This window comes from Kurthia sibirica, from assembly GCF_003143975.1.
Classification (GTDB): Bacteria; Bacillota; Bacilli; order Bacillales_A; family Planococcaceae; genus Kurthia; species Kurthia sibirica.
Genome location: NZ_QFVR01000004.1, coordinates 123,242 through 149,679, shown reverse-complemented (window position 1 = coordinate 149,679; position 26,438 = coordinate 123,242). Strand labels below are relative to the sequence as shown.

General features: G+C 37.3%; 23 protein-coding genes. 20 read left to right on the top strand and 3 right to left on the bottom strand.

What is annotated here, in order from left to right:
* Nucleotides 1-318 precede the first annotated feature (318 nt).
* The 8 genes from DEX24_RS04620 (at nucleotide 319) to DEX24_RS04585 (ending at nucleotide 8,056) form a co-directional block, all read left to right on the top strand.
* Nucleotides 319-957: a GntR family transcriptional regulator gene (locus tag DEX24_RS04620; RefSeq protein ID WP_109305237.1), complete on the top strand. Its 639-nt coding sequence runs from the start codon at nucleotides 319-321 to the stop codon at nucleotides 955-957.
* 38 nt (nucleotides 958-995) lie between these two features.
* Nucleotides 996-2,210 (top strand): ABC transporter substrate-binding protein, encoded by a 1,215-nt coding sequence (locus DEX24_RS04615; protein ID WP_109305236.1) that lies wholly within the window; start codon nucleotides 996-998, stop codon nucleotides 2,208-2,210.
* Nucleotides 2,211-2,230: 20 nt separating this feature from the next.
* Entirely contained in the window at nucleotides 2,231-3,451 is a 1,221-nt protein-coding gene (locus tag DEX24_RS04610) for an ABC transporter substrate-binding protein (RefSeq protein WP_170112847.1), read from the top strand.
* Nucleotides 3,452-3,470: 19 nt separating this feature from the next.
* Nucleotides 3,471-4,709, top strand: coding sequence for an ABC transporter substrate-binding protein (locus DEX24_RS04605; protein ID WP_109305234.1), 1,239 nt, complete (start codon nucleotides 3,471-3,473; stop codon nucleotides 4,707-4,709).
* Nucleotides 4,710-4,770: 61 nt separating this feature from the next.
* Entirely contained in the window at nucleotides 4,771-5,652 is an 882-nt protein-coding gene (locus DEX24_RS04600; protein ID WP_246131485.1) for a branched-chain amino acid ABC transporter permease, read from the top strand.
* Nucleotides 5,649-6,638 carry a branched-chain amino acid ABC transporter permease gene (locus DEX24_RS04595; protein ID WP_109305233.1) on the top strand — a complete coding sequence of 330 codons (990 nt, stop codon included), beginning with the start codon at nucleotides 5,649-5,651 and terminating at the stop codon, nucleotides 6,636-6,638. Before DEX24_RS04600 ends, DEX24_RS04595 begins: the two co-directional genes overlap by 4 nt.
* A gap of 1 nt (nucleotide 6,639) precedes the next feature.
* Nucleotides 6,640-7,359, top strand: coding sequence for an ABC transporter ATP-binding protein (locus DEX24_RS04590; RefSeq protein WP_109305232.1), 720 nt, complete (start codon nucleotides 6,640-6,642; stop codon nucleotides 7,357-7,359).
* A gap of 1 nt (nucleotide 7,360) precedes the next feature.
* Nucleotides 7,361-8,056 (top strand): ABC transporter ATP-binding protein, encoded by a 696-nt coding sequence (locus DEX24_RS04585; protein WP_246131487.1) that lies wholly within the window; start codon nucleotides 7,361-7,363, stop codon nucleotides 8,054-8,056.
* 58 nt (nucleotides 8,057-8,114) lie between these two features.
* Here the strand turns inward: DEX24_RS04585 and DEX24_RS04580 are convergent, their stop codons facing one another.
* A complete protein-coding gene (locus DEX24_RS04580) occupies nucleotides 8,115-8,561 on the bottom strand; it encodes a universal stress protein (RefSeq protein WP_109305230.1) in 447 nt (148 codons plus the stop codon).
* A gap of 409 nt (nucleotides 8,562-8,970) precedes the next feature.
* On the opposite strand from DEX24_RS04580, the gene ald reads away from it, so the two are divergent.
* A complete protein-coding gene (gene ald / locus DEX24_RS04575; RefSeq protein ID WP_109305229.1) occupies nucleotides 8,971-10,092 on the top strand; it encodes an alanine dehydrogenase in 1,122 nt (373 codons plus the stop codon).
* Between the two features lie 188 nt (nucleotides 10,093-10,280).
* On the opposite strand, the gene DEX24_RS04570 is transcribed toward ald, so the two are convergent.
* Nucleotides 10,281-11,381 (bottom strand): M24 family metallopeptidase, encoded by a 1,101-nt coding sequence (locus tag DEX24_RS04570; RefSeq protein WP_109305228.1) that lies wholly within the window; start codon nucleotides 11,379-11,381, stop codon nucleotides 10,281-10,283.
* A 271-nt stretch (nucleotides 11,382-11,652) separates the two neighbouring features.
* Here DEX24_RS04570 and DEX24_RS04565 point away from each other — a divergent pair, with 271 nt between their 5' ends.
* A complete protein-coding gene (locus tag DEX24_RS04565) occupies nucleotides 11,653-12,333 on the top strand; it encodes a metal-dependent hydrolase (protein WP_109305227.1) in 681 nt (226 codons plus the stop codon).
* Between the two features lie 133 nt (nucleotides 12,334-12,466).
* Nucleotides 12,467-13,777, top strand: a complete 1,311-nt coding sequence (locus DEX24_RS04560; RefSeq protein WP_109305226.1) for a DRTGG domain-containing protein — start codon at nucleotides 12,467-12,469, stop codon at nucleotides 13,775-13,777.
* Between the two features lie 57 nt (nucleotides 13,778-13,834).
* Here DEX24_RS04560 and DEX24_RS04555 read toward each other — a convergent pair whose 3' ends face one another.
* Complete coding sequence (locus DEX24_RS04555; RefSeq protein WP_109305225.1) at nucleotides 13,835-14,146, bottom strand: YtpI family protein; 312 nt, start codon at nucleotides 14,144-14,146, stop codon at nucleotides 13,835-13,837.
* A gap of 104 nt (nucleotides 14,147-14,250) precedes the next feature.
* Between DEX24_RS04555 and DEX24_RS04550 the strand changes: the two genes are divergently transcribed.
* The 9 genes from DEX24_RS04550 to citZ all read left to right on the top strand — a co-directional run bounded on the left by DEX24_RS04550 (nucleotide 14,251) and on the right by citZ (nucleotide 26,436).
* Entirely contained in the window at nucleotides 14,251-15,192 is a 942-nt protein-coding gene (locus DEX24_RS04550; RefSeq protein WP_109305224.1) for a DHH family phosphoesterase, read from the top strand.
* A 20-nt stretch (nucleotides 15,193-15,212) separates the two neighbouring features.
* On the top strand, nucleotides 15,213-18,281 hold the full coding sequence (gene dnaE, locus DEX24_RS04545) for a DNA polymerase III subunit alpha (protein ID WP_109305223.1): 3,069 nt from the start codon (nucleotides 15,213-15,215) through the stop codon (nucleotides 18,279-18,281).
* Nucleotides 18,282-18,477: 196 nt separating this feature from the next.
* A complete protein-coding gene (locus DEX24_RS04540) occupies nucleotides 18,478-19,125 on the top strand; it encodes a FadR/GntR family transcriptional regulator (protein ID WP_109305222.1) in 648 nt (215 codons plus the stop codon).
* A gap of 1 nt (nucleotide 19,126) precedes the next feature.
* Complete coding sequence (gene accD, locus DEX24_RS04535) at nucleotides 19,127-19,981, top strand: acetyl-CoA carboxylase, carboxyltransferase subunit beta (RefSeq protein WP_109305221.1); 855 nt, start codon at nucleotides 19,127-19,129, stop codon at nucleotides 19,979-19,981.
* A 2-nt stretch (nucleotides 19,982-19,983) separates the two neighbouring features.
* Nucleotides 19,984-20,937: an acetyl-CoA carboxylase carboxyl transferase subunit alpha gene (gene accA, locus DEX24_RS04530; protein ID WP_109305220.1), complete on the top strand. Its 954-nt coding sequence runs from the start codon at nucleotides 19,984-19,986 to the stop codon at nucleotides 20,935-20,937.
* Nucleotides 20,938-21,122: 185 nt separating this feature from the next.
* A complete protein-coding gene (gene pfkA, locus DEX24_RS04525; RefSeq protein ID WP_109305219.1) occupies nucleotides 21,123-22,082 on the top strand; it encodes a 6-phosphofructokinase in 960 nt (319 codons plus the stop codon).
* 21 nt (nucleotides 22,083-22,103) lie between these two features.
* Nucleotides 22,104-23,864: a pyruvate kinase gene (gene pyk, locus DEX24_RS04520; RefSeq protein WP_109305218.1), complete on the top strand. Its 1,761-nt coding sequence runs from the start codon at nucleotides 22,104-22,106 to the stop codon at nucleotides 23,862-23,864.
* 42 nt (nucleotides 23,865-23,906) lie between these two features.
* Nucleotides 23,907-24,296, top strand: a complete 390-nt coding sequence (locus tag DEX24_RS04515; protein ID WP_170112846.1) for an FxsA family protein — start codon at nucleotides 23,907-23,909, stop codon at nucleotides 24,294-24,296.
* Between the two features lie 1,024 nt (nucleotides 24,297-25,320).
* The gene (gene citZ / locus DEX24_RS04510) at nucleotides 25,321-26,436 is read left to right on the top strand and encodes a citrate synthase (RefSeq protein WP_109305216.1); all 1,116 of its coding nucleotides are present in this window, start codon (nucleotides 25,321-25,323) and stop codon (nucleotides 26,434-26,436) included.
* Nucleotides 26,437-26,438 lie beyond the last annotated feature (2 nt).

Below are 26,438 nucleotides of genomic sequence, written 5' to 3'. Positions count from 1 at the left end.
CAATCTACAGTGTATTAATAAGTAGATTGGCTTTTTTTTGTTTTTTTTTTTGAGAATGAAAAATGAAAATATACTTTTTAAATAAAGCGTATAAAAAAAGCCAATTTGTTTAAAGAGTAAGGGTGCTCATTCCGTAAAAATCCAATCTATAAATTGATAGAGATGACATGGTAATTTGACTAAAAGAAGGCTGGTTTTTTAATTTTTTTAGTATAAGATTCAAATTTGACAATTTATGGGTATTAGAATAAGTTGGATAGAACATGGAAAGTTCAAAGTATATATTGTTTTCAATCCAACTAAGAAAGGGGTGGTAAAATGAGCAGTGGAAAATTAGTTGTATCTGTTACAGAAAAATTACGCAATGAGATTATTGTTGGTAGGTTAAACCGCGGGATGCGTATTATTCAAACAGAGTGGGCAACAAAGTTGAATGTGAGTCGAATGCCCATTCGTGAAGCAATTCAACAACTAGAGTTGGATGGTTTGGTGAAAAACATACCAAATAAAGGAGCGATTGTTATCGGTATTGATGTAGATGAATTATCAGAATTATTTTTCGTTCGTCGCCATCTTGAAGGCCAGCTTGCTGCATTAGCCCTACCATTTATGACGACTCATGATATAGCAAAGATTGATCTGCTCTTTGAACAGATGGTGAAAGCAACAGATAAAAAGATATATGACCGTTTACATAAAGAATTTCATACGAGTATTTTCGAAAAAAGTCCCTGGAAACATACATTTGAAATAATAGAATATCTTTCTATTACTAAAATGGCGACAAATACTATTTCAACTAACCAGTATGAAGTGAATGAAGAACATCGTTTAATTGTAGAAGCCATAAAAAATAAAGAGCCGATGAAATTACAGAAAAATATAGAACAACATATAATGATGACGCATACAAGATTGAAAGAATACATAGCTTTGAAACAACATGACGACCATTAAAGACAGAATATTCGGAATAAAAAAGAGAGGAGAAGACAATGAAAAAAATCAGCTATTTACTTGGGTTTTTCATAGCTGCGGTTTTACTGACAGCGTGTAATGAACAAGCAGACACTCGTAACGAACTAAGAATCGGTGCTGTCTTTCCTAAAACAGGCCCATTAGCGTTGTTAGGTATTGAAAGTTATAGAGGTGTCGTATTGGCTGTGGATGAAGTGAATGCAACTGGAGGGATTAACGGCAAAAAAATAAAATTGGTGGGTGCAGATGCTTTGGATCCAGATAAAGCAACTAGTGAAGCCACCAGACTTCTCACTAAAGAAAAAGTGAAGTTACTTGTTGGTTCCTATTCAAGTGGGATTTCATTTGCTGCAAGTGAGGTTGTTGAAAGAAATAATGCCCTTTATTTTGAGTTAGGAGCGATAGCAGACAATATTACAAGTCGTGGCTATCAATCAATCATTCGAATCAATCCAGTGGCCTCTTCATTCTCAAAACTACATATTCGTTTTATCGAAGAAGTCATCGCTAAAAAGCTAAATAAAAATATAAAAGATATCAAAGTAGCTATTGTGCATGAAGACTCCTCGTATGGTACGACAATTGCAGATAGCGCTGTTGAACTTGGTAAGGAAAAAAATATGCAAATTGTATCCCTACAATCTTATTCGGCAACAACAAATGATTTGAATGCCGTTATTATCAATTTGTTAAAACAAAAACCAGAAGTAATCATTTCTGCTGCATATATAAACGATGCGATTTTATTTAGTAAGCAAAGTGAGGAGCTAGGATACAAAATACCTTATTTACTTGGTACTGGGGGAGGACATGCATTACAAGATTATAAAAAAAGTGTGGGAGAACTTTCAGAGGGGGTCTTTAGTGTTGGCTTACCGGAGTTTAATATGAATAGCACTTACTCACCAGGGAGAGTTAAATTTATTGAAGCTTACAAGAAAAAGTACAATGCTCAACCTCAGTCAGGTCATTCATTATCTAATTATGTCAGTATGCAAATTGTACTTCAAACTTTAAAAAATGCGAAATCAGAGGAGCCAAAAAAAGTAAGAGAGGCAGCTGTTCAACTTAAATTGGAAAAAGGAACGACAGCCAATGGATGGGGAGTCGATATTGATGAGAAAACGGGTCAAAATAGAGCGGCAGATCCTTATTTGACAGAGTGGGTTGGAGGTCAATTAATAACAGTATTTCCTGAAGAAGTCGCTGTCTCCAAGATCGTATGGAAATAATGGAGTGGAGGAAAAAGAGGATGAAAAAATTATATTTACTTTGTTTTTTATGCACCAGTATTTTAGTACTACTAGCATGTGATAATAATGCCTCGAAAGAGAAGGAGGAAATAATGATTGGCGCTATTTATCCTAAAACAGGTCCTTTAGCATTATTAGGTGCGGAGAGTTTGAGAGGGGCCGAAGTGGCAGTGGATGAAATCAATGCCAAAGGGGGGATAAATGGTAAAAAAATTAAGTTAGTCAGTACGGATGCAGGTGATCCAAATGCTGCCTCCATTGAAGCTACTCGTTTAATTACTAAAGAGAATATTACGCTACTAGTAGGTTCGTTTTCGAGTAGTATCTCTATGCCGGCATCAGAAGTTGCGCAAAGAAATGGTGCTTTATATGTGGAACTCGGTGCAGTGGCAGATCCAATTACAGAAAGAGGATACGAATCCGTCTTGAGAGTGAATCCAAGAAGTTCAGATGGCATTGTTGTGCAATTTGAATTTTTAGAAAAAGTAATCGCAAAAAAATTAAATAAACATCTCAAAGATATTAGATTAGGTTTAATGTACGAAGATTCAGCTTTTGGTACAACAGGAACAGAGTTATTTCTAAAACGTGCGAAAAAAGAAGGGTTGAATATCGTCTCCAATCAATCGTACTCAGCAACGTCAAATGATTTAAGTTCCGTTATTTTAAATCTGAAAAAATCCAAGCCAGACGTTGTTATTGCGACATCTTATATAGCAGATGCCATATTACTAACAAAACAAGCAAAGGAATTGGGCTATGATTATCCACTATTTTTCCCGGCAGGTGGTGGGTTTGTACTACCTGATTATGAAAAAGCTGTAGGGGAATTGGCGAATGGCCAGTTCAATACAGTGCTACCTGAGATTAATTTAAATAAAGATTTTACTGTTGGTTTAGAAAACTTTAAAAAATTGTATGAAAAAAAATTTAAAAAAGAAGCACAGTCTGGTTATTCCCTAGCAAATTATGTCGGCATGAAAGTGGTATTTGAAGCGATAGAAAAAGCAAAATCAAGCGACGCTAAAAAGGTGCGAGCTGCAGCAATGAAAATTGATATACCCAAAGGGAAAACTGCGAATGGCTGGGGGGTGAAATTTGATGAGAAAACGGGTCAAAATACACGTTCAGATATTTATATTACCGAATGGATTGATGGTGAATTATTAACAGTTTATCCAAAAGAAGTTGCTGTTTCTGAAATAATTTGGGTTAAATAATGAGGAGGTATGTTGAGAAATGAAGAAATTTTTTTTGTTATCGATAGCTGTCATGAGCATTTTGATCTTAGTAGCTTGCGGGAAATCAGACGACGCTAAAAAATCGGAGGGTGGTAAAAAAGAAGCCATTAAAATTGGAGCGCTTTATCCTAAAACTGGACCATTGGCATTACTTGGTACGGAGAGTCTAAGAGGGGCACAAGTAGCAGTAGATGAAGTAAATGCTAAAGGGGGGATAGATGGTCAAAAAATTGATTTGATCACCACAGATGCAGGCGATCCAAATGCGGCGACTTCGGAAGCTACAAGGCTAATAACAAAAGAGAAAATTGATTTATTAATTGGTTCATTCTCGAGTAGTATTTCATTACCAGCATCTGAAGTAGCGGAGCGTCAAGGTGCGTTGTTTGTGGAATTCGGTGCGGTCGCAGATGCAGTAACTGAAAGAGGTTATCAATCTATATTGCGCGTGAACCCCCGAAGTTCTGATGGACTAATCATTCAGTTAGAATTTATGGAAAAAGTAATTGCTGAACAGTTGAAAAAAGAATTGAAGGATGTAAGAATTGCGATGGTCTATGAGGACTCAGCCTTCGGAACAACAGGAGCTGAAATCTTTTTAAGTGTTGCTAAAAAACGGGGCTTTAATATTGTTTCAGAGCAGCCCTATTCGGCCACTTCTAATGATTTAAGTTCAATTATTATTAAACTAAAGGAATCAAAACCCGAACTCGTTTTGGCGACATCCTATATAGCAGATGCCATTTTATTAACAAATCAAGCGGAGGAACTTGGTTATAAAATGCCTATTCTTTTAGGTGGCGGCGGTGGGCATCCATTGAAGGATTATGAAAAAGCAGTGGGGCCTTTAGCGCAAGGGGTGTTCAGTACAGTGTTACCAGAGTATCAATTAAATAAGGATTTCACAGAAGGTTTACAAGAATACATAGATGCCTATAAAAAGAAATTTGGAACGGAGCCTCAATCTGGTCACTCTATGGCCAATTATGTAGGTATGAAAGTATTAATTGAAGCAATCACCAATGCGAAGTCAAAGGAACCCAAAAAAGTAAGGGAAGCAGCTATGAAGTTAGATATACCTAAAGGAAAAACTGCGAATGGTTGGGGTGTGAAATTTGATGAGAAAACAGGTCAAAATACACGCTCAGATATTTATATTACGCAGTGGATTGATAAGGAATTATTAACGGTTTATCCAAAAGATGTTGCAGTGCAAGAAATGATTTGGATGAAATAATTGAACAAGGAGCAAACATGTATTTGTTTGCTTTTCATTTTAACTAAAAGGGGGAATTCACTTGTTACTTCTCCAAACTTTAATAGCCGGTTTATTATTAGGAGGCATGTATGCACTTATTAGTATGGGCTTAAATATGATTTTAGGTGTTGTCAGAATTATTAACTTTGCGCATGGCGAATTTTTAATGATTGCCATGTATTTGAGCTATTTGTTTTTCATATGGGGAAATTTGGATCCTTATGTTTCTGCGATTTTGATTGTTATTATTTTGTTTTTTATAGGAGCACTCACTCAAAAATTACTAATCGAACCGATTATAGATAAGCCTGCGCCAACAAAAATATTCGCTACTTTAGGGCTATCTATTGCATTGCAAAATTTAGCATTGATGGTCTTTGATGCAAATTACTTATCTGTCAAAACATCGTATCAAACATCGGTTGTTACTCTCTTTAATCTATCGATTAGTGTACCTAGGCTTCTCGCTTTTGTGGTAGCGATATTAGTTGTCATCGCACTCTACTATTTTTTACAAAAAACAATGGTTGGACGTGCAATAAGAGCCGTATCAATGCAGAGAACAGCTGCCCATTTAATGGGGATCAATGTGAAGCGCATTTATATGGTGGCTTTTGGTATTGGCACCGCTTTAGTTGGAGTAGCGGGCTCTATGCTCTTACCTATTTACTCTGTATTCCCGACTGTCGGTGCTTCGTTTGTCTTAATCGCTTTTGTAGTTGTCGTATTAGGTGGAATGGGCAATATGTTCGGAGCCTTTTACGGTGGGCTGATTATCGGAGTGGTCGAATCATTCGCCGGGGTATTAATTTCTCCCGGTGTGAAAGAAATCGTATACTTTATAATTTTTTTACTTGTGTTGCTGATTAAACCAGCTGGCTTGTTTAGTAAAGGAAAAGGGTCTGAGGAGGTTGGGCTATGAAGAGAAATCTCAAAATTTTCAACGGGATATTATTCGTATTATTAGTCATTCTAATCCTGTCACCAATCGTATTAGACGATCAATTTATACTTAATGTACTCATTCAAATTCTCATGTATGCAACAATTGCTACAGCATGGAATTTACTGGGAGGGTATGCCGGGCAATTATCTTTAGGGCATGCTTTATTTTTTGGTATAGGTGCATATACAGCTACAATCCTCCATATAAATTATGGGATTTCGCCATGGTTAGGCATGATTATTGTTGTTGCTGTTTGTATTATTCTTTGTGCAATCATTGGATTGCCAACATTTCGTTTAAAGGGACCATTCTTTACACTGGCAACAATTGCTTTTGCTGAAGTTGCAAGGCATCTGGCACTTTATTGGCGTGAGCTGACAAATGGATCAGTCGGAATTAATATTAAATTTGATCCTAGTTTTACAAATATGATTTTCCAAAAATTTGATACATATTATTTATTAATTTTACTATTGCTAGTAGTAACACTATTCATTACATACTGTATTGATCGTAATAAGATGGGCTATTATTTAAAAGCGATTCGCGAGGACGAAGATGCAGCAAAAACACTAGGTATAAATGCGACAAAATATAAAATGTATGCCTTAATTCTCAGTGCTAGCATTACAGGCATTGTTGGCGTATTTTATGCACAATTTATTTTGTTTTTCGAACCAGAATCCGTTTTTAATATTAATATTTCAGCTCAAGTAGCACTCATTGCCATTGTGGGTGGAATGGGGACCGTATTTGGACCATTACTAGGTGCGTTTATTGTTATTCCATTAAATGAACTCTTACGTGCTACATTCCCAGAAATTCATGGTATGAATTATTTTATATATGGCGTTTTGCTGATCGTCATCATTATAATAACGCCAAACGGATTATACCCCATTTTGAAAAAGCTATGGTTGCGGTTTTTTGTGAAAGATAGCAGTAAAGGAGCGGGTAATTGAGATGTTGAAAATTGAAAATGTTTGCAAACAATTCCAAGGTGTAAAGGCCGTCAATGAGTTAAGTTTTTCTGTTGAAAAAGGTCAGATTTTTGGCGTCATTGGTCCAAATGGAGCAGGCAAAACGACATTATTTAATTTGATTTCTGGTAGCTTTAAACCGGATAGTGGCGCAATCTATTTTAATGGTCGAAATAGTACAAAGATGAAATGCTATACATTATGTAAAAGTGGCATTGGAAGAACCTATCAAGTAGTAAAGCCATTTGCCAGCCTCTCCGTATTAGAAAATGTAATGGTTGGTGCTTTTAACACCATCACGTCAAAAGAGGACGTACTAAAATACGCGATGTCTATTTTGACAAAGGTAGGTTTACAGAAAAAAGCGACATATATAGGGAGTAGTTTAACTTTAGCTGAGAAAAAAAGAATGGAAATTGCACGAGCACTCGCGACAAAACCAAAATTATTGCTGCTTGATGAGGTGATGGCTGGTTTGAATACGAGTGAAGTTAAGGAGTTATTGCCATTGGTACTCACCTTACGTGATGAAGGTATGACAATTGTGATTATTGAACATATTATGGAGGTTGTCATGACGATTTGTGATCATATTGTGGTCATTAATTATGGTCAGAAAATTGCTGAAGGCTGTCCACGAGAAGTCGCTAATCATCCAGAAGTAATCAAGGCCTATTTTGGGGAGGAGATGACAATTGCTTAAGGTGAATAATATTGATTTACAGTACGGAGAAGTACAAGTGTTATGGGATGTATCACTCGCTGTCCCCGAAGGCAGTATTGTTGCTTTACTGGGTGCGAATGCAGCTGGTAAATCAAGCGTGATTAATGCATTATCAGGACTATATAAAATAACCAAGGGGAGCATTATGCTATTTGGCAAAGATCTGTCTAAAATGGAGCCAAATGAAATCGTTGATCTGGGCTTAGTACAAGTACCAGAGGGTAGAAAACTATTTAACTATATGACAATCGAAGAGAATTTACTATTGGGCGCATATGCGAAGCGTGCAAGAAAAAATATGAAAAATAATCTTGAAAAAGTATATACAATTTTTCCAATGTTACGTGAATTTAAAAATCATTTAGCTGGAGAAATGAGCGGCGGGCAACAACAAATGTGTGCAATTGGACGTGGCTTGATGGCGGAGCCCAAATTATTAATAATAGATGAACTATCTTTAGGATTAGCACCTATTCTCATTAGAGATCTCTTACAAAATCTTATTAGTATCAATAAAAGTGGTGTTACTTTGTTAGTAGTAGAACAAAATGTTAAACAGTCTTTAGCGATTGCTGATTATGCTTTCGTATTAGAGAATGGTAAATGTATTTTACATGGTGAAGCAGCAAAACTTGCAGAGGATCCTTTTTTGAAAAAAGCTTATTTAGGTATATAAAAAAGAGAAATCTCCAACTGTTTAACACAGTGGTGATTTCTCTCATTTGTCCATACGATTAATCAGCAGCTGGTGTACGTACAACTAATACGTCACAATGTGCTGAGCGAACGATGCTTTCAGAAACGCTACCAATTAGGAAACGTTCAACAGCATTAAGTCCTGTTGCGCCACAGACGATTAAATCTGCAACTGTTTTTTTAGAAATATCTTTTGTAATCATAGTTTTAGGAGAACCGTACTCGATTAAAGTATTCACTTTTTCAAGACCAGCTTTAGAAGCGATTTCTTTATACTCAGCAAGTTTTTCCTCTGCGAAGCTTTGTGCACGTTCAGCAATTGAGCGGTCATACGCTTCGATTGCTGAGAATGAGCGAGTGTCAATAATATTTACTAAATGTAATGTAGCATCGTTACGTTGCGCCACCTCAACTGCTTTATTGAATGCATATTCTGCTTCAGCCGATCCGTCTACTGCTACGATGATATTATTATAAGTTGCCATTATATATTCCTCCTCTATTTTTCTAACACTATTATAACATTCTACTTATACCCAATAATCCCTCTATTTTCTATCAAATTAGAAGAAATAGTGAAATTTTACTAGAGTCGCCTTCAACTATTAAAGCGTTTACAAAAATGACGATACTAATAAATTACAGATAAATAAATATGGTGATATAATTTTATTAGACTGAAGATTCTGACGATTAATTGTTTAAGATACTCTTTAAAACGCGAATATCTGCGTTTAAATAGTTTTTCTATGAATCGCTAAAATGTTATTTCGAAATATTTAAAGAAAAGTCACAAATACGACTTAAAATCTGTTAGAATGAAGTTGTTTCAAGTTGTTATAATTACCGCATATTGGTAATCGATACTATTTTTATCTATTAGGAGGATGAATCATGAAAATTGGTATTCCAATGGAAATCAAGAATAATGAAAACCGTGTAGCCATCACACCAGCAGGCGTAGTAAACTTTAGAGTTTCTGGTCACGAAGTAGTAGTTGAAAAGGGCGCGGGCATTGGTTCTGGATTCACAGATGAAGAATATATTGAAGCAGGCGCAGTCATTGTCGATCAAGCAGCAGCTTGGCATGTCGACATGGTGATGAAAGTAAAAGAACCTGTAGCAGCCGAATATGGCTTCTTTAAAGAGGATTTAATTTTATTCACATATTTACATTTAGCTCCAGAAGCCGCTCTTACACAGGCTTTACTGGATAAAAAAGTTACTGCAATTGCATATGAGACGGTTCAATTACCAAATCGTTCATTACCACTACTAACTCCTATGAGTGAAGTAGCAGGTCGTATGGCAACTCAAATCGGTGCACAATATTTAGAAAAACAAGAGGGCGGCAAAGGGATTCTACTTGCCGGCGTACCAGGTGTTTCCCGTGGTAAAGTTACCGTAATTGGTGGCGGAATCGCAGGTGCAAATGCAGCGCAAATCGCAGTAGGTATGGGTGCAGAAGTCACTGTAATCGACTTGAGTCCAGAGCGCTTACGCGAGCTTGATTATCAATTCGGTTCAAGCATTCAGACACTAATCTCTAACCCATACAATATTGCAGAATCAGTAAAAAGTTCTGATTTAGTAATTGGTGCCGTATTAATACCAGGAGCAAAAGCACCAAAATTAGTATCTGAAGATATGATTAAATCCATGTCTCCAGGTTCTGTCGTTGTGGATATTGCGATTGATCAGGGCGGTATTTTTGCCACTTCAGATCGTATCACAACACATGATGATCCTACATACATCAAGCATGGTGTAGTTCATTATGCTGTGGCAAATATGCCTGGAGCTGTGCCACGTACTTCTACAATGGCATTAACAAATAACACGGTTCCTTATGCAGTGCAAATTGCAAACAAGGGTTATGTACAAGCATGCTTGCAGAATGAAGCGCTAAAAAAAGGGCTTAACACTTTAGCAGGCCATGTAACATTTGAAGCAGTTGCAGAGGCATTAGGACATAACTATGTAACAGCAGATAGCCTACTAGCAGTAGAAGCATAAATTTCACACCGCAGAGTTACTCTATAGAATTTTCACAAGCCGATCGGGTTGCTGAAAATCTGTGAGTAACTCTTTTTTTAATGGCCTACTTACTAGCAAGTGTAATCGGTAAATTTAACGTGAAGAAAACACATAAAAACCTGCCAACAAGTGTTAAAGATACTTGTTGGCAGGTTGGTGTGGTCTTCTTATTTTACTGTGATTATTTGTAATTCTTTCGGGAAAGTAGTCAGAATCTCTAAACCATCTGCTGTTACGACAACATCGTCTTCGATGCGAACGCCGGCGGTATCTGATTTATAGACACCTGGTTCAATTGTGAAAACCATACCTTCAATCAATGGTAATTCATTTGTACCATGAATAGATGGGATTTCATGAAGACCGATACCTAAACCATGCCCAAGGCGGTGAGTGAAATAGTCACCAAAACCAGCTTGTGAAATTTCATCGCGGGCGGCTTTATCAAGATCCATAGCACGCACGCCTGGTTTAGCTAATGCGATGGCTGCTTTATTGGCATTTAATACGGCTTCATAAACGGCCTTTTGGTCAGCTGCAGGTTCACCGAATGCAACGGTACGTGTGATATCTGAACAGTACCCTTCATATACAACACCCAAATCAAATAATACTAGATCCCCTTTTTTGATTTTCGTGTTGCCCGGTGTACCATGTGGAGAAGCAGCATTTAAGCCGGTTAATACCATTGTATCAAACGACATATAATAGCCCTTTTTCAGAACGGCAGCTTCGATTGCAGATAACACTTCAAGTTCTGTTTTACCTTCTGCTAATTCGTCACACCCTACTTGGATAGCAAAATCAGCAAGTTTAGCTGCTTCACGTAATTTTACTAGTTCATCTTGAGATTTAACAATACGCATATCTGTTAATAATTGATCGATTCCAGTAAAGTTTGTGTTTGGATAAAAACGTTGTAATGTTTCTAAACGTTCAACCGTTAAATGTGACTTTTCGATTGCTAAAGTTGTCATAGCTGGAGTTGTTTTAGCAGCATTGTTTGCTAATAGTTCCCAAGCATTTTCTTGATCATCATGACCGATTACTTCAAATTTCCAGCCAGCAGCCTTAGCATCTGGTACTTCCATTTTAGGGCAAATCATAAATGGTGCAGCATCTTTGAAAATCATAATTCCTAATAGTCGTTCATGTGGATCACTATTAAATCCAGATAAGTAAAATACGTTTTCCGGTGTTGTAATAAATGCAGCTTCAAGATTTTGTTCTTTTAAATGATTTTGAATAACTTCAATTTTTGATGTCATGTTCAAGCGCCTCCTTAAATTTAAAAAACGGAATGGTAGTCTTCAAATTTGGCATAGTAGTGTCTTTAAGAGAAAATTGATTGAATCGTGTAAATCATTTCAATATTTCACTGAAATATGGTACTAATAAGATGAGACATTCGAAATTTCGTTTAACAAGCTTTACTGATTAGTAATTCAAGTAATACTCAATGAACAGTTTATCAAAGTTTCACCGAAATGAGTAATTTTACGGATATTGTTTACTATTAATATATGAGGAGGAATACAAATGAAAATTTCTTACCATGGCCACTCTGTTGTCAAGATTCAAACAGCAGGTAAAACTATTTTAATTGATCCTTTTATTACCGGTAATAGCTTAACGGATTTAAAGGTGGAAGATCAAAGTCCAGATGTTATTTTATTGACGCATGGTCACAATGATCATGTAGGTGATACGGTGCAAATTGCCAAAGCAAATAACGCATTAGTTGTCGCACCAAATGAATTGGCGGATTATTTATCATGGCAAGGTGTACGGGTGCATAATATGGGTGTTGGCGGTGCATATAATTTTGATTTTGGTACAGTAAAATTAACGCAAGCATTTCATGGCTCATGTTATGTAAAGGAGAATAATGACATGATTTATACGGGGATGCCTAGTGGTATTCTATTTAAAGCAGAGGGCAAAACGGTTTATCATGCCGGAGACACCGCATTATTCGGAGATATGAAGTTGATTGGGGAGATGAATGAGATTGATATTGCCTTTTTACCAATCGGTGACAACTTTACGATGGGGATTGAGGATGCAGCAGTAGCAACGACATTTTTACACCCTAAAAACGTTGTACCAATTCATTACAATACTTTTCCTGTAATAAAGCAGGATCCACATAAATTTAAAGAGCTTGTAAAAGATGCAGATGTGCATATAATGTTGCCAGGACAGTCTCTGGAAATTTAAAAACAGCTACTTTTTTTAAAAAAAAGCTTACTAACTGTACTAATTAATAACTTTATGTCATGAAAAACAAGTCAAATTCATGAGAAATATGGTACACTAAAGTTACAATGACGTTGGAAAATAGGTGATTTTTTTGGCAACAAAACATGAAAAGATAATTCAGTATATCGAAACGCTACCAGTTGGTGACAAAATTTCTGTACGCCAAATTGCGAAAGATATGTCGGTCAGCGAAGGAACGGCTTATCGAGCGATTAAAGAGGCTGAAAATAGAAGGCTCGTAAGTACGATTGAGCGCGTAGGTACAATTCGTATTGAAAAAAAGAAAAAAGAAAATATTGAACGTTTAACGTTTGCAGAAATCGTTAATATTGTTGATGGCCAAGTATTGGGTGGTAAAAGTGGTCTGCATAAAACGCTAACGAAATTTGTTATTGGTGCGATGAAGTTAGACGATATGATGCGCTATACAGATGCCGGCAGTTTATTAATAGTCGGAAATCGTACGAATGCACATGCGAAAGCATTAGAAGCGGGTGCAGCGGTATTACTAACAGGTGGTTTTGAAGCAGATGACGAGGCCAAAGCTTTGGCAGATGAATTGGATTTACCTATTATTTCTTCAAGCTATGATACGTTTACCGTCGCGACGATGATTAACCGTGCAATATACGATCAGCTTATAAAAAAAGAAATTCTTTTAATCGAGGATATTGTCGTGGCAATCGAAGATACCTCCTATTTGCGCTCGACAGATACAGTACGTGAGTTTAATGAATTAAATTCACGCACGACACATGGCGGTTATCCTGTAGTTGACAAACAAAAGAAAACCGTCGGAATCGTGACATCAAAAGATGTGATTGGCAAACAAGAAGTCGATTCCATCGATCGTTTGATGACAAGAAATCCAATTACTGTCACGATGAAAACAAGTGTAGCAACTGCTGGACACCGTATGATTTGGGAAGGTATCGATTTGTTACCTGTTACAGATGATCATGGGCTTTTACAAGGTGTTGTCAGTCGTCAAGATGTTTTAAAAGCAATGCAGATGGCACAACGTCAGCCACAGCATGGTGAAACAATTGATGATCTCGTTAAAAATGAGATGAAGTTGGATGTCGACGATGAAGATACGACAGTAGAATTTACCGTAACACCACAGATGACCAATCAATTTGGTGCTATTTCATATGGTGCTTTTACGACGTTACTTGTCGAGTCAGGTGCACAAGCACTGAAAAAGACAAAGCGTGGAGATAGCGTTGTCGAAAATATGACGATTTATTTCATGAAGCCTGTACAAATGGAAAAAACCATTCAAGTATTACCAAAAATATTAGATATGAGTCGCAAGTTTGTGAAGATAGATTTCGAAGTATATAGCGATGAAGTACTCGTATGTAAGGCCTTAGTTACTTTCCAATTATTAGAGCGATAAAAAAATAAAGCTATCTCTACAATTGAATGAATCATTCATTGCATGAGATAGCTTTTATTATTGATTTAGTGCGGCTTCTTCTTTAATGAATTGACCGTAATGTTTTACTCGCTTTGAATAATGAGCAATCGTCAAAGAACCGAGAGCAATAAAAATAATACATACTATTATCGTAATGGCTGATTGATAGAGTACTATTTGATTGATGCCAAATAGCATGACGAAAGCACCTAATGACTGACCGGCGCGATTTTGATACCATTTTTTGCGAATTGGTAGCGCCGTACGGAATTGTTTTGTTTTGAAATATAAATAAGAAACAACCGCAAGTATAATAAAAACTGCTAAAATAATATTAATAATGTTCATTCTATTCCTCCTATTATGTACTAATAAATGCCATACTTTCTATATAAAGTTTATTTTACATGTTTTTAGGGGTGAAAGCGAGTGAATGAAAAGGAGCCCACCAAATGAAAACTGCAATTATTGAAGCTATTCAAAAATATGACACAATTATTATTCATCGACATATACGCCCAGATGAAGATGCATACGGTTCGCAGATGGGTTTAGGTGCATTAATCGAATTGAATTATCCACATAAAAAGGTATATCGTACGGGTCAACACGATACATCATTAAGTTATCTAGGCCAACCAGATATTGTTGCAGATGAAGTATATAATGGTGCGTTAGTCATTGTTACCGACACAGCAAATCAAGAGCGAATCGATGATCAGCGTTATTTAAATGGTGCAATGCTTATCAAAATTGATCATCATCCAAACGATGATGCCTATGGAGATCTCACATGGGTAAATACGGATGCTAGCTCATGTTCTGAGATGATTTTTAATCTTTTTGAGGAAGCGGAATTGCAATTGTCTTGGCGAATGAATCAAGATGCTGCACGTTTCCTATTTGCTGGAATCGTAGGCGATACAGGTCGTTTTATTTATCCGAGTGCAACGGAGGAAACTTTCTCAACAGTTAGTCGACTTGTACAATATAAATTTGATCGCACAGCCCTTTTTGATGGAATGTATGAATTGAGTGCGGGACTTGTTCAATTACAAGGATATATTTATCAAAATTTCGTTATGGATGAGCATGGTGCAGCCTATATTAAGCTGCCACTAGATATACTAAATAAATTTGGTGTGACAGCAAGTGAGACAAGTGCTTTAGTTAGTTCACTCGGGCATGTTAAAGGTATTTTGGCTTGGGCTATTTTCGTCGAAGAAAAGAATCAAATACGCATTCGTTTACGTTCAAAAGGTATGGTCATTAATACATTGGCTAAAAAATATCGAGGTGGCGGCCACCCATATGCTTCGGGTGCAACGATTTACGATTGGGCTGAGGCGGATGAACTAATCGCTGAACTGAAAGCGATTTGTTCAAATTATTAAAAAAGGAGGGAGGCAACGTTATGCATGCTCATTATTCACAAATAATTACATCAGCAAGTATGTTAGACAGCATTGTGCGCGTTGAGGAGCTATCTACTATATTGCAACAATATGAGCAATCTTCCGTTGCTATTACTGATCCAAAACTTTATGGTCTTCTACAATTTTACAAAGAAATGACGAAAAATAATATTCATGCTGTGCTAGGTTTGACAGTAGTCGTTACACTTGAAGAAGACGTTCGTCTCCCACTTATTTTGTATGCAAAAAATAAAAAAGGTTATCATCATTTACTTAAAATATCATCTGCTATTGCCCTCAGAGAACAGGGGGACCTACCACTAAAATGGTTACAAGGTTATCAGCAAGGATTAATTGCCATGCTACCTGTTATGGATGAGATGTGGCAGCTATCACATGCAGACTATATGCTGCAATTTCATAGTCTATTTCAAGCAGACTGTTTTATCGGTATCGAGCGAGTAGCTGGAAAAATTGCCGAATATGAATCTAGTTGGCAACAACTAGCTGAACAGGCGGGCATCTCTATTATGTCTACACAAAAAGTAACGTTTATGGCTCAGCAAGATGTTGCTGCATATGAGGCAGCTTTAGCGATTCAGCAGGGGATGCGTATAGAAGATCGAGAACCGCTATCGATGAGACAGCAAATGTACTATTTACCGACAATGGATGATTACGTAGCGCGTTATCGCGATCAACCTCAATGGTTGGAAAATGAAAAGAAAATGCTTGCATCATGCCAAGTAGATTTGGCTTTTGATAAACATTATATGCCTATTTATAAAGGGACAAGCGATCAATCATCTGCTGTATTATTTCAAGAACAATGTATAGAAGGATTGAAAAAACGTGGTTTTAGCGGGCAAGTACCTTATGAGGAACGTTTAGCATATGAGATGTCCGTAATTAGTGAAATGGGCTATGAGGATTATTTTCTCATCGTTGCAGATTATATTCAATTTGCACGTTCAAAGCGTATTTTAACAGGACCGGGTCGCGGTTCATCAGCAAGTTCTTTAGTAGCCTACTGCTTAGAAATTACCAATGTCGACCCATTGCATTATGATTTATTATTCGAACGTTTTTTAAATCCACAACGTGTGACATTACCAGATATTGATGTCGATTTTGCAGATGCTAAACGCCAAGATGTCATCGATTATGTTGCGGAGAAATATGGTATACAATATGCTACACAAATTATTACATTCGGAACATTATCTGCAAAAGCGGTAGCGCGTGATGTTGCACGCGTACTTGGATTTTCAATGGATGAACTATCAAAAATATCAAGCTTACTACAAGGAAGAAATACACTAACGTTACACGACGCCATGCCACAGCTAACCGAGTGGATAGGCGACGAACCGCTGCGCCAGAAATGGTTGCAGATTGCATTGAAATTAGAGGGGCTAAATCGTAATGCTTCTACCCATGCAGCAGGGGTCGTCTTGTCACCGATTCCATTGCCAGATATTGCGCCTATAGAAAAAGGTGGCGATCATCTGTATATTACACAATGGCCAATGAAGGAAATTGAAGAAATTGGTCTTTTAAAAATGGATTTTCTGGGGCTGCGAAATTTAACCGTTTTAGATCATATCCGTAGTTTAATTTTCTACAATGAAAAACGATTTTTAGATTTCAATAAAATCCCCCTACAGGATACTAAAACCTTTCAATTACTACAAAGTGGCGATACGACAGGTGTTTTTCAATTAGAATCATCTGGTATGCGCGCTGCTTTAAAGGAAATAAAACCGACAACATTTGCTGATATTGTCGCTGTCAACGCGCTCTATCGTCCAGGACCGATGGATTTCATCCCTGTATATAGTCGTCGGAAACATCATCAAGAACCTGTCCAGATGCCCCATAAGGTGCTTGAGCCGATTCTAGGTGAAACCTTTGGCGTTATCGTCTATCAAGAGCAAATCATGCGTATCGCAGCTGTTATGGCTGGTTTTTCATTAGGAGAAGCAGATTTACTGCGTCGAGCTGTTAGTAAAAAGAATAAAAAGAGTCTAGATGCCGAACGTCAACGTTTTGTCGCAGGTGCACTACAAAAAGGGTTTTCACAACAAGTAGCGGATGAGGTATATGATTTGATCGTGCGATTTGCAAACTATGGTTTTCCAAAAAGCCATGCCGTTGCATATAGTATGATTACGTACCAAATGGCCTACTTGAAAGCCAATTTTGCACCATATTTCTACGCGGCCATCTTGACAAGTGCACTTGGTGATAAAGAGAAGCAACAGCAGATTTTGCGTGAAGCAAAAACAAGCGGTATTGAAATATTACCGCCCTCCATTATCAAAAGTGGACGTGGTTACCGTGTAGAAGAAGGTAAAATCCGTTTAGCGTTAGGTAGTATTAAAGGTGTTCCCAACACGTTTTTGACTAGATTACAAGCATTGCGTAAAGAGAATAATCGTGCACCGTTTAAAACGATTTTTGATATGGCGTTGTCAATGTCAGCACTGCATTTTAAACGTAAGGCAGTGGAACCACTTGTAAAAGCGGGTGCATTAGATGATTTTGGTCAGCAACGCAGCGTGTTATTAGCAACGATTGATCGTGCTGAAAAACTAGCCGCACTCTACTCACCAACAGAGGAAAGTACGTTGTTCTATGACACAGCAGTATATGGTGTACCAAAGCATGCGAAGGCCGATATTCTGAGCGAATCAGACAAACTTAATTTCGAAAAAGAGGTGTTAGGTTTTTATATTTCAACACACCCAGTGACGAAGATTAAAGCGGATTTACAGCGCCCGGTAACCTCTTTAGCAAGAGTTTCTTCTATTAAAGAGCGCAGTTATTTAAAATGCATTGCGAACATTGTAGAAATAAAGAAAATTCGTACAAAAAAAGGTGAGCAAATGGCCTTTTTACAGTTGGAAGATGATGAAGGAACTGTATCAGCTACATTATTTCCTCAAACATTCCAACCTTTTGAAGACATGTTGCAAGAAGGTCAGTTAATCTACGCAGAAGGTTTTATAGAATATCGAAATCATGCACCACAGCTTGTTGTGAAAAAAATAGAACTACTCACTTAAAAATAAAAGCTGAGAATTCAAACTGTTATAAACAGTTGAATTCTCGGCTTTTTTATGACGTAAATTCAGAGAGTAGCTACGTAGAAGAAGCGAGGATCTTTAATTTTTTATAGATTTTACTTTACTATCGAAATAAAATTTTGTATGCTAGTAAAAAGTGGTCAGACCACTTTTTGGATAATGAGGAGTCGATACAATGAGTGCTGAAAAATCACCACCAAAAATGTTTGTGCAAATAGTGAAGGAACTCCGAGAAATTATTCGAGTTGAAGAAATTGAGCCTGGTGGCAAACTACCATCTGAAAGGGTATTAGCTGAGCGCTTAGGCGTAGGACGTTCGTCTGTCAGAGAAGCATTACGCAGTATGGAACTACTTGGGCTAATTGAGACCAAACGAGGTGGCGGTACTTTTTTAGCAGATTATCGAAATCATAAACTTGTTGAAGTATTGTCGACATTCATATTACAAGAAGAAAAAGATGTAGAAAATGTTCATGATACCCAACAAATACTCGAACGTGATGCAATTATTGAAATTGCCACGAATGATGACTTAAGAAAATTGCCTGTTTGGGAAAGTCTCCTACATAACTTAATCATCGATGGTTCAATTGAACGTGAAATATTGGTAAGAGAACTGATGGTGTCTTCACATAATCGTCTCGTATTTAAAATTTGGATGTTATTAAACCAATTTGGAAAATCAATGCATAAGGGATTGTCTGAAGATGATGAAAAAACAATTATTGCGAAATTTCTAAGCGAATTAAAAACAGGTAATCCTGCGCAAGCGGTTCAGGCTTATGCTGAATGGATGGAACTGTTGAAAAAGGGGAGAGAATAATATGAGTATTAAAGATTTGTTCGTAAAAAACAAACCAAATAAAATAAAAAGAAGTCAACAAATAAATGATATAAAAGAAGGCGTTATGGCACAATGTACGGAATGTAAACATGTGATGGTGACCAAAGAATTTCAAAAAAATTTGCTTGTTTGCCCGAAATGTCAACATCACCATAAAATCACTTCGGCTGAGCGCGTAGCTCAAATTATTGATGAGGGGACATTCGTGTCAATCGATGACCATTTAAAAACGGTCAATCCACTCGGCTTCCCGGGTTATGTTGAAAAAGTAGAATCGGATATGAAAAAAACGGGTATAAATGAAGCAGTACTGACTGGTATAGGTGACATTGGTGGCAACCGTGTGGTGATTGCTGTTATGGATTCATTTTTCCGTATGGGTTCAATGGGATCAGTTGTTGGTGAGAAGATCACACGTGCGATTGAAAAAGCAACTGAATTGCAAGTTCCTTTCATCATCTTTACAGCAAGTGGTGGTGCTCGAATGCAAGAAGGTGCTATTTCATTAATGCAAATGGCAAAAACATCGGTAGCATTAAAACGCCATAGCAATGAAGGCTTACTATATGTTTCGATTATGACGCATCCAACAACGGGTGGCGTTTCTGCAAGCTTTGCATCAGTAGGTGATATTAATATGGCGGAGCCACAAGCATTAATCGGTTTTGCAGGTCGCCGTGTTATTGAGCAAACCGTTCGTGAAAAATTACCGGATGACTTCCAAACAGCTGAATTTTTATTAAAACATGGACAGCTGGATAAGATCGTACATCGTGAAGATATGAAAAAAACATTGGATACGATCGTACGTTTACACACGAAGGGAGCACAATAATCATGGAACATATTTTACCTTTTGAAAAACCACTGATTGAACTGCAAGCTAAAATTGATGAATTAAAAAAATTGACAATAGAAGCAAATATTGATTTTACAGAGGAAATATTCAAATTGGAGGAAAAATTTCAGTCATTACAAGTCGAAATTTACTCGAATTTAGAACCTTGGAATCGCGTGCAAATTGCTCGTCATCCACAACGTCCAACAACTTTGGATTATATTGGTGAAATTTTTTCTGATTTTATCGAATTTCATGGCGATCGAAACTATGGTGATGATGAAGCTTTAATCGGAGGAATTGCTCAATTAGATGGACAAGCTGTTACTGTCATAGGACACCAACGTGGCAAGGCGACAAAAGAAAATATTCGCCGTAATTTTGGTATGCCACATCCAGAAGGATACCGCAAAGCAATGCGCCTAATGAAGCAAGCTGAAAAATTCCAACGTCCGGTTATTTGCTTCGTTGATACAAAGGGCGCATACCCAGGAAAAGCGGCTGAAGAACGTGGTCAAAGTGAAGCAATCGCTCGAAATTTAGTAGAAATGGCTGGTTTAACGGTACCTGTCATTTCGATTGTCATTGGTGAAGGCGGTAGTGGTGGGGCTTTAGGGATTAGCGTGGCCAATCATATTTATATGCTTGAAAATTCAACATTCTCGGTTATTTCACCAGAAGGAGCGGCTTCTATTTTATGGAAGGATGCATCACTGGCACAGCAAGCTGCTGAAGCGATGAGAATTACAGCACCAAATTTAAAGGAAATGAATATTATTGATGATATTATTCCGGAAGTTTTAGGTGGGGCGCATAGAGACCAACAAGTTGAAGCGGAGTTTGTCGCAGCGGCTATTCGTAAATCATTAGCTGAGTTAAATCCGCTGTCACAGGAACAGTTAGTGCAACAGCGTTATGATAAATTTAGAGCGATTGGAACATTTTCTGAATAAAATATTTTCAAAAAATATTTCCAAAGTAATAGTAAACGGTTATGATAGGGTATAACTGAAATGTAAAGGCTGTTTCATCGGGAATACGATTTACCGATGACAGCCTATTTCTTTCAACACATTGCTATTAAATTACTTTTTTTCGTGATAATGTGTAATTGTATAAACTTGCAGGAGGGAAAAACATGAAGAAAATTGGTGTATTAACAAGTGGTGGTGATTCACCAGGTATGAATGCAGCCGTACGTGCCGTTGTACGTAAAGCAATTTATCATGATATGCAAGTGGCTGGGATTTTTCATGGCTATCAAGGTTTGATGGAGGGCAATATTAAAGAGTTGGAGCTTGGCGACGTTGGGGATATTATTCAACGTGGTGGCACAAAATTATATTCAGCTCGCTGCTTGGAATTCAAAGAAAAAGAAGGCCAGTTAAAAGGGATTGAACAGCTTAAAAAGCAAGGAATTGAAGGGTTAGTTGTTATTGGTGGCGATGGTTCATATCGCGGTGCACTAGCATTAACGAATCTTGGCTATCCATGCGTAGGTGTACCGGGAACGATCGATAACGATATTTCTGGGACAGATTATACGATTGGTTTTGATACAGCATTAAATACAGTAATCGATTCAATCGATAAAATTCGCGATACTGCAACATCGCATGATCGCTCGTTTATCATTGAAGTGATGGGACGAGATGCTGGGGACTTAGCATTATGGGCAGGTTTGGCAGGTGGAGCTGAAACGGTATTAGTACCGGAAGATCCATTCGATATTCAAGAAATTGCTGGTCGTTTAAAACGCGGTAGATTACGTGGTAAAAAACATAGTATCATTATCGTGGCTGAAGGTGTCATGTCTGGCCAAGAGTTACAGCAGAAATTGTTACAAGAAGCAGATATTGAAACGCATGTATCCGTACTAGGACATATTCAAAGAGGTGGGTCACCAACTGCCCGCGATCGTGTTTTAGCCTCTCAAATGGGTGCTAAGGCAGTGGAATTATTACGTACAAATCAAGGTGGTAAAGCTGTTGGTATTCGAAATCGTGAAATCGTAGCTTATGATTTCAACGAAGTATTCGAAGGTGTACATCATTTTGACGAAGAAATGTATAAGTTATCGAAAGAATTATCGATTTAATAAAATTGGAGTGGTAATGAAATGAGAAAAACGAAAATTGTATGTACAATTGGTCCAGCTAGTGAATCAAAAGAAACGCTGAAAAATTTAATCAATGCAGGTATGAATGTTGCCCGTTTAAATTTTTCTCACGGTAGTCATGAAGAACATGCAGAACGTATCAAAACAATTCGTGAAGCATCGGCAGAGTTAAATAAAATTGTTGCAATCTTGTTGGATACAAAAGGTCCTGAAATCCGTACACATCAAATGCAAAATGATGCAATCGAGCTAGTAACTGGTCAAGAGCTTGCAATCTCAATGACTGAAGTATTAGGAACTCCAGAAGTATTCTCAATCTCTTATGAAAAATTAATCGAAGATGTACAAGAAGGTTCAATTATTTTACTGGATGATGGTCTGATTGAATTACGTGTTACTTCAACGGATACTGCAAAAGGTTTAATCCACACAATCGTTGAAAATGCGGGTACATTAAAAAATAAAAAAGGTGTCAATGTTCCAGGCGTATCTGTTCAATTACCAGGTATTACGGATAAAGATGCGAGTGATATTCGTTTTGGTATCGAACAAAATGTTGATTTCATCGCAGCATCATTTGTTCGTCGTGCAAAAGATGTCTTAGAAATTCGTCAACTATTAGAACAGAACAATGCAGTCCATATTCAAATTATTCCGAAAATCGAAAATCAAGAGGGCGTTGATAACATCGACGATATCTTGAAAGTTTCTGACGGTTTAATGGTTGCACGTGGAGATTTAGGTGTTGAAATTCCAGCTGAAGAAGTACCAGTCGTGCAGAAAAATCTAATTAAAAAATGTAATAAAGTAGGGAAACCAGTTATTACAGCTACTCAAATGTTAGATTCAATGCAACGTAATCCACGTCCAACTCGTGCAGAAGCATCTGATGTTGCCAATGCAATTTTAGACGGTACGGATGCAATTATGTTATCAGGTGAAACAGCTGCTGGATTATATCCTGTAGAATCTGTAGCAACAATGGCGAAAATTGCTGAACGCATTGAAGATACTTTAGATCATAAAGCAATTGTACGTGCACAATCAAAAGAGCAAGGAATTAGTATGACAGATTCAATTGCTCAATCAGTTGCATATACTTCGCTTAATCTACAAGTAGCTGCTATTTTAGCACCAACTGAGTCGGGTTATACAGCGACAACCATTGCAAAATATCGTCCGGGTGTAGCTGTAATTGCGATCACTTCGTCCGAATTAACAGCACGCCGTCTTGCATTAGTATGGGGTGTTATGCCAATCGTCGCTCAAAAAGTTCGTAATACAGATGGTATTTTAGAATTAGCTGTTCAAGAGAGCTTAAAATATGGTTTCGTATCTTATGGCGATGTTGTCGTTATTACTGCGGGTGTTCCAGTTGGACAAGCGGGTACTACGAACTTAATGAAAGTTCATGTTATTGGCGATATTCTTACAAAAGGTCAAGGTATTGGCAAATCAGTAGCAAACGGTCGTGCACTCGTTGTGAAAAATGCTGAAGAAGCAAATGCGATCGATACCAAAGACCGCATTATCGTAACGATTGGTTCAGATCGTGAAATGATGCCAGCCGTGACAAATTGTGCTGGTTTAATAACTGAAGAAGGTGGATTAACTTCTCACGCAGCAGTTGTTGGACTATCACTAGGAATTCCTGTTATTGTAGGAGTGAAGGATGCAACGAAATTGATTGAAAATGATCAAGAAATTTCGATGGATGCTACATCTGGCGTTATTTATCAAGGTTACTCAAGTATCCTATAAATCGTTGTAGCAATCCGCTGCTCTTTACGAGGAGGAATGCAAATGCGAAAAATTCTTTTGCTGATTCTTTTAATCCCGTTATTGGAAATTGTGTTCGTGTTGTTGTCAGGCAAAATAATCGGCGCTCTTTGGACGATTGTCCTAATCGTCGTCACAGGTATACTCGGAGTGTACCTTATTCGTTTTGAAGGTATGAAAGCAAAACAACAGCTTCAAAAAGCGATGGCAAATAGACAGCCACCTGGCCCAGCAATGATTGATGGTGTCTTGTTATTTATCGCTGGAGTGTTACTCATATTACCAGGTTTCTTATCCGATATAATCGGCGTTTTATTAGCTTTGAAACCAACACGTCAATTATTTAAACCACTAATTTATCGCTGGATTAAAAAGAAATATAGTAATGGCAATGTAGTTGTGTATAAACATTAAAAGAAGTTTCGGAAGCCTATTCCGAGCTTCTTTTTTTGATTCTATACTAGTTGTTGGTGTTTTCAAACAAGATCATCTCGGCTCGACGCTTTCTGCGGGTCTCGCTTCAACTAATTCCGTAGGGGACATGAGCTTGTGGTATTAACGTAAAAAGCACAATGCCCCTGATTTGTATGCTTAAAAACGGGCAAGTAGAGAGTTTAAATGGTTTTTTAGAAGGTATTCATCATAAAAAAAGGTTTTAAAACGCAATGTATTTGGATATAGATGCGTTGCTCATTTTCGAGCAACACTTGTATTGAATATGAAGGATCGAGAAATGGCTTTGCATTTAGGCTGAATGATTCGTGTAGTAAAGGACGAGGACTCCTGCTGGAAAGTATTTGTCTGAAACGAATAAATAGAAAAAGTGGGTTTCTTTCGCGTAGGGTTTTTGAGGACTGGTTGTGCTTATTAATCGCAAAAAGGTCAAATAAAACCATCTAAATATATATGAACTTGTGGCTTGAACACGAGTAGTGTAACGCCTATATATAAAGTGCAATCTAAAATTAAAAGGGCATAACCATCTTTTTAGCGTCTTTTTTCTTCGTCAATAAGGATGTCGCATAAAATCTTTTTATTTTAAAATAATGAAATAATGGTTTAAAATATAGTTTTTTCGGTAAAAAATAGCAAAAAGTAACAACTTAATAATGAAGGTAGGTTTTATGTTGCCATTTAATGGCTATTAATGACGCATAAAGACATAAAATACGTTAAAAAGTTCCGTTATATGGTTAATATGTACATAAAATGGGTAAAACATGATTTTTATACCTCAACGTTTTTCTACTTTGTGTATAAAATAAACTATAAAAGGTTCTATTTTAATAAAAAGATGTCTTTTCATTCACAAAGCCGTCAAAATTGATTATAATGTTCATGTAAGCGATTTACTTATAGGTTCATATACTATTTTTGGGGCAGTTCATTTCAGCAATGTTTTGACTGCAAAGAAGAATGTTTAAAGGAGAGAAATATAATGACATCAACTAAAGGTTTAGAAGGTATCGTAGCTGCAGAAACTAAAATCAGTTCTATTATCGATGATACATTAACTTACGTAGGTTATGACATCGATGATTTAGCAGTAAACGCATCATTTGAAGAGGTTATTTACTTATTATGGCACACACGTCTACCAAAAGCAGACGAGTTAGCTGAATTAAAACAACAATTAGCTGATAACATGGCTATTCCTGCATCAATTGTTGATTTATTCAAGTCTATGCCACTTAATACAGTTCACCCGATGGCTGCACTTCGCACAGCGGTATCAATGCTTGGTACATTTGATGATGAAGCAGACGTTATGGAACCAGAAGCGAACTACCGTAAAGCAGTACGTCTACAAGCGAAAATCGCTACAGTAGTTACTACTTTTGCTCGTGTTCGTAAAGGTCTAGAACCAATTGCTCCAAAAGCAGAGCTTGGCTATGCTGCTAACTTCTTATACATGCTTAAAGGTGAAGAACCAGCTGCAATCGAAATCGAAGCTTTTGATAAAGCACTTGTTTTACACGCGGATCATGAATTAAATGCTTCTACATTCACTGCACGTGTATGTGTTGCGACACTATCTGATGTTTATTCTGGTGTTACTGCTGCAATTGGCGCTCTTAAAGGTCCATTACACGGTGGGGCTAATGAGCAAGTGATGAAAATGTTATCTGAAATTGGTTCAGTAGATAATGTTGAATCATATATCCAAGATAAACTTGATCATAAAGTTAAAATCATGGGATTCGGCCACCGCGTTTATCGTAAAGGTGACCCTCGTGCACCTCATTTACGCGCTATGTCTGAAAAATTAACTAAACTTACTGGCAAACCAGAACTTTATGATATGTCAGTTAAAATTCACGATATGATCGTTACTCAAAAGGGTCTTCCAGCTAATGTTGATTTCTTCTCAGCTTCAGTATATGACTCATTAGGTATCGAACATGATCTATTTACGCCAGTATTTGCTGTTTCACGTACTTCTGGTTGGGTAGCTCATATCTTAGAACAGTATGCAAATAACCGTTTAATCCGTCCACGTGCTGAGTATGTTGGACCTGGAATGCAAACGTATATTGCAATCGAAGAACGTTAATT

Coding starts and splice junctions, on each gene's coding strand:
- dnaE (WP_109305223.1), top strand. CDS start 15,213: ATGCATGCTCATTATTCACAAATAATTACATCAGCAAGTATGTTAGAC.
- DEX24_RS04565 (WP_109305227.1), top strand. CDS start 11,653: ATGAAAATTTCTTACCATGGCCACTCTGTTGTCAAGATTCAAACAGCA.
- DEX24_RS04590 (WP_109305232.1), top strand. CDS start 6,640: ATGTTGAAAATTGAAAATGTTTGCAAACAATTCCAAGGTGTAAAGGCC.
- DEX24_RS04620 (WP_109305237.1), top strand. CDS start 319: ATGAGCAGTGGAAAATTAGTTGTATCTGTTACAGAAAAATTACGCAAT.
- DEX24_RS04570 (WP_109305228.1), bottom strand. CDS start 11,381: ATGACATCAAAAATTGAAGTTATTCAAAATCATTTAAAAGAACAAAAT.
- DEX24_RS04515 (WP_170112846.1), top strand. CDS start 23,907: ATGCGAAAAATTCTTTTGCTGATTCTTTTAATCCCGTTATTGGAAATT.
- accA (WP_109305220.1), top strand. CDS start 19,984: ATGGAACATATTTTACCTTTTGAAAAACCACTGATTGAACTGCAAGCT.
- DEX24_RS04615 (WP_109305236.1), top strand. CDS start 996: ATGAAAAAAATCAGCTATTTACTTGGGTTTTTCATAGCTGCGGTTTTA.
- DEX24_RS04555 (WP_109305225.1), bottom strand. CDS start 14,146: ATGAACATTATTAATATTATTTTAGCAGTTTTTATTATACTTGCGGTT.
- accD (WP_109305221.1), top strand. CDS start 19,127: ATGAGTATTAAAGATTTGTTCGTAAAAAACAAACCAAATAAAATAAAA.
- ald (WP_109305229.1), top strand. CDS start 8,971: ATGAAAATTGGTATTCCAATGGAAATCAAGAATAATGAAAACCGTGTA.
- DEX24_RS04550 (WP_109305224.1), top strand. CDS start 14,251: ATGAAAACTGCAATTATTGAAGCTATTCAAAAATATGACACAATTATT.
- DEX24_RS04595 (WP_109305233.1), top strand. CDS start 5,649: ATGAAGAGAAATCTCAAAATTTTCAACGGGATATTATTCGTATTATTA.
- citZ (WP_109305216.1), top strand. CDS start 25,321: ATGACATCAACTAAAGGTTTAGAAGGTATCGTAGCTGCAGAAACTAAA.
- DEX24_RS04610 (WP_170112847.1), top strand. CDS start 2,231: ATGAAAAAATTATATTTACTTTGTTTTTTATGCACCAGTATTTTAGTA.
- DEX24_RS04540 (WP_109305222.1), top strand. CDS start 18,478: ATGAGTGCTGAAAAATCACCACCAAAAATGTTTGTGCAAATAGTGAAG.
- pyk (WP_109305218.1), top strand. CDS start 22,104: ATGAGAAAAACGAAAATTGTATGTACAATTGGTCCAGCTAGTGAATCA.
- pfkA (WP_109305219.1), top strand. CDS start 21,123: ATGAAGAAAATTGGTGTATTAACAAGTGGTGGTGATTCACCAGGTATG.
- DEX24_RS04580 (WP_109305230.1), bottom strand. CDS start 8,561: ATGGCAACTTATAATAATATCATCGTAGCAGTAGACGGATCGGCTGAA.
- DEX24_RS04605 (WP_109305234.1), top strand. CDS start 3,471: ATGAAGAAATTTTTTTTGTTATCGATAGCTGTCATGAGCATTTTGATC.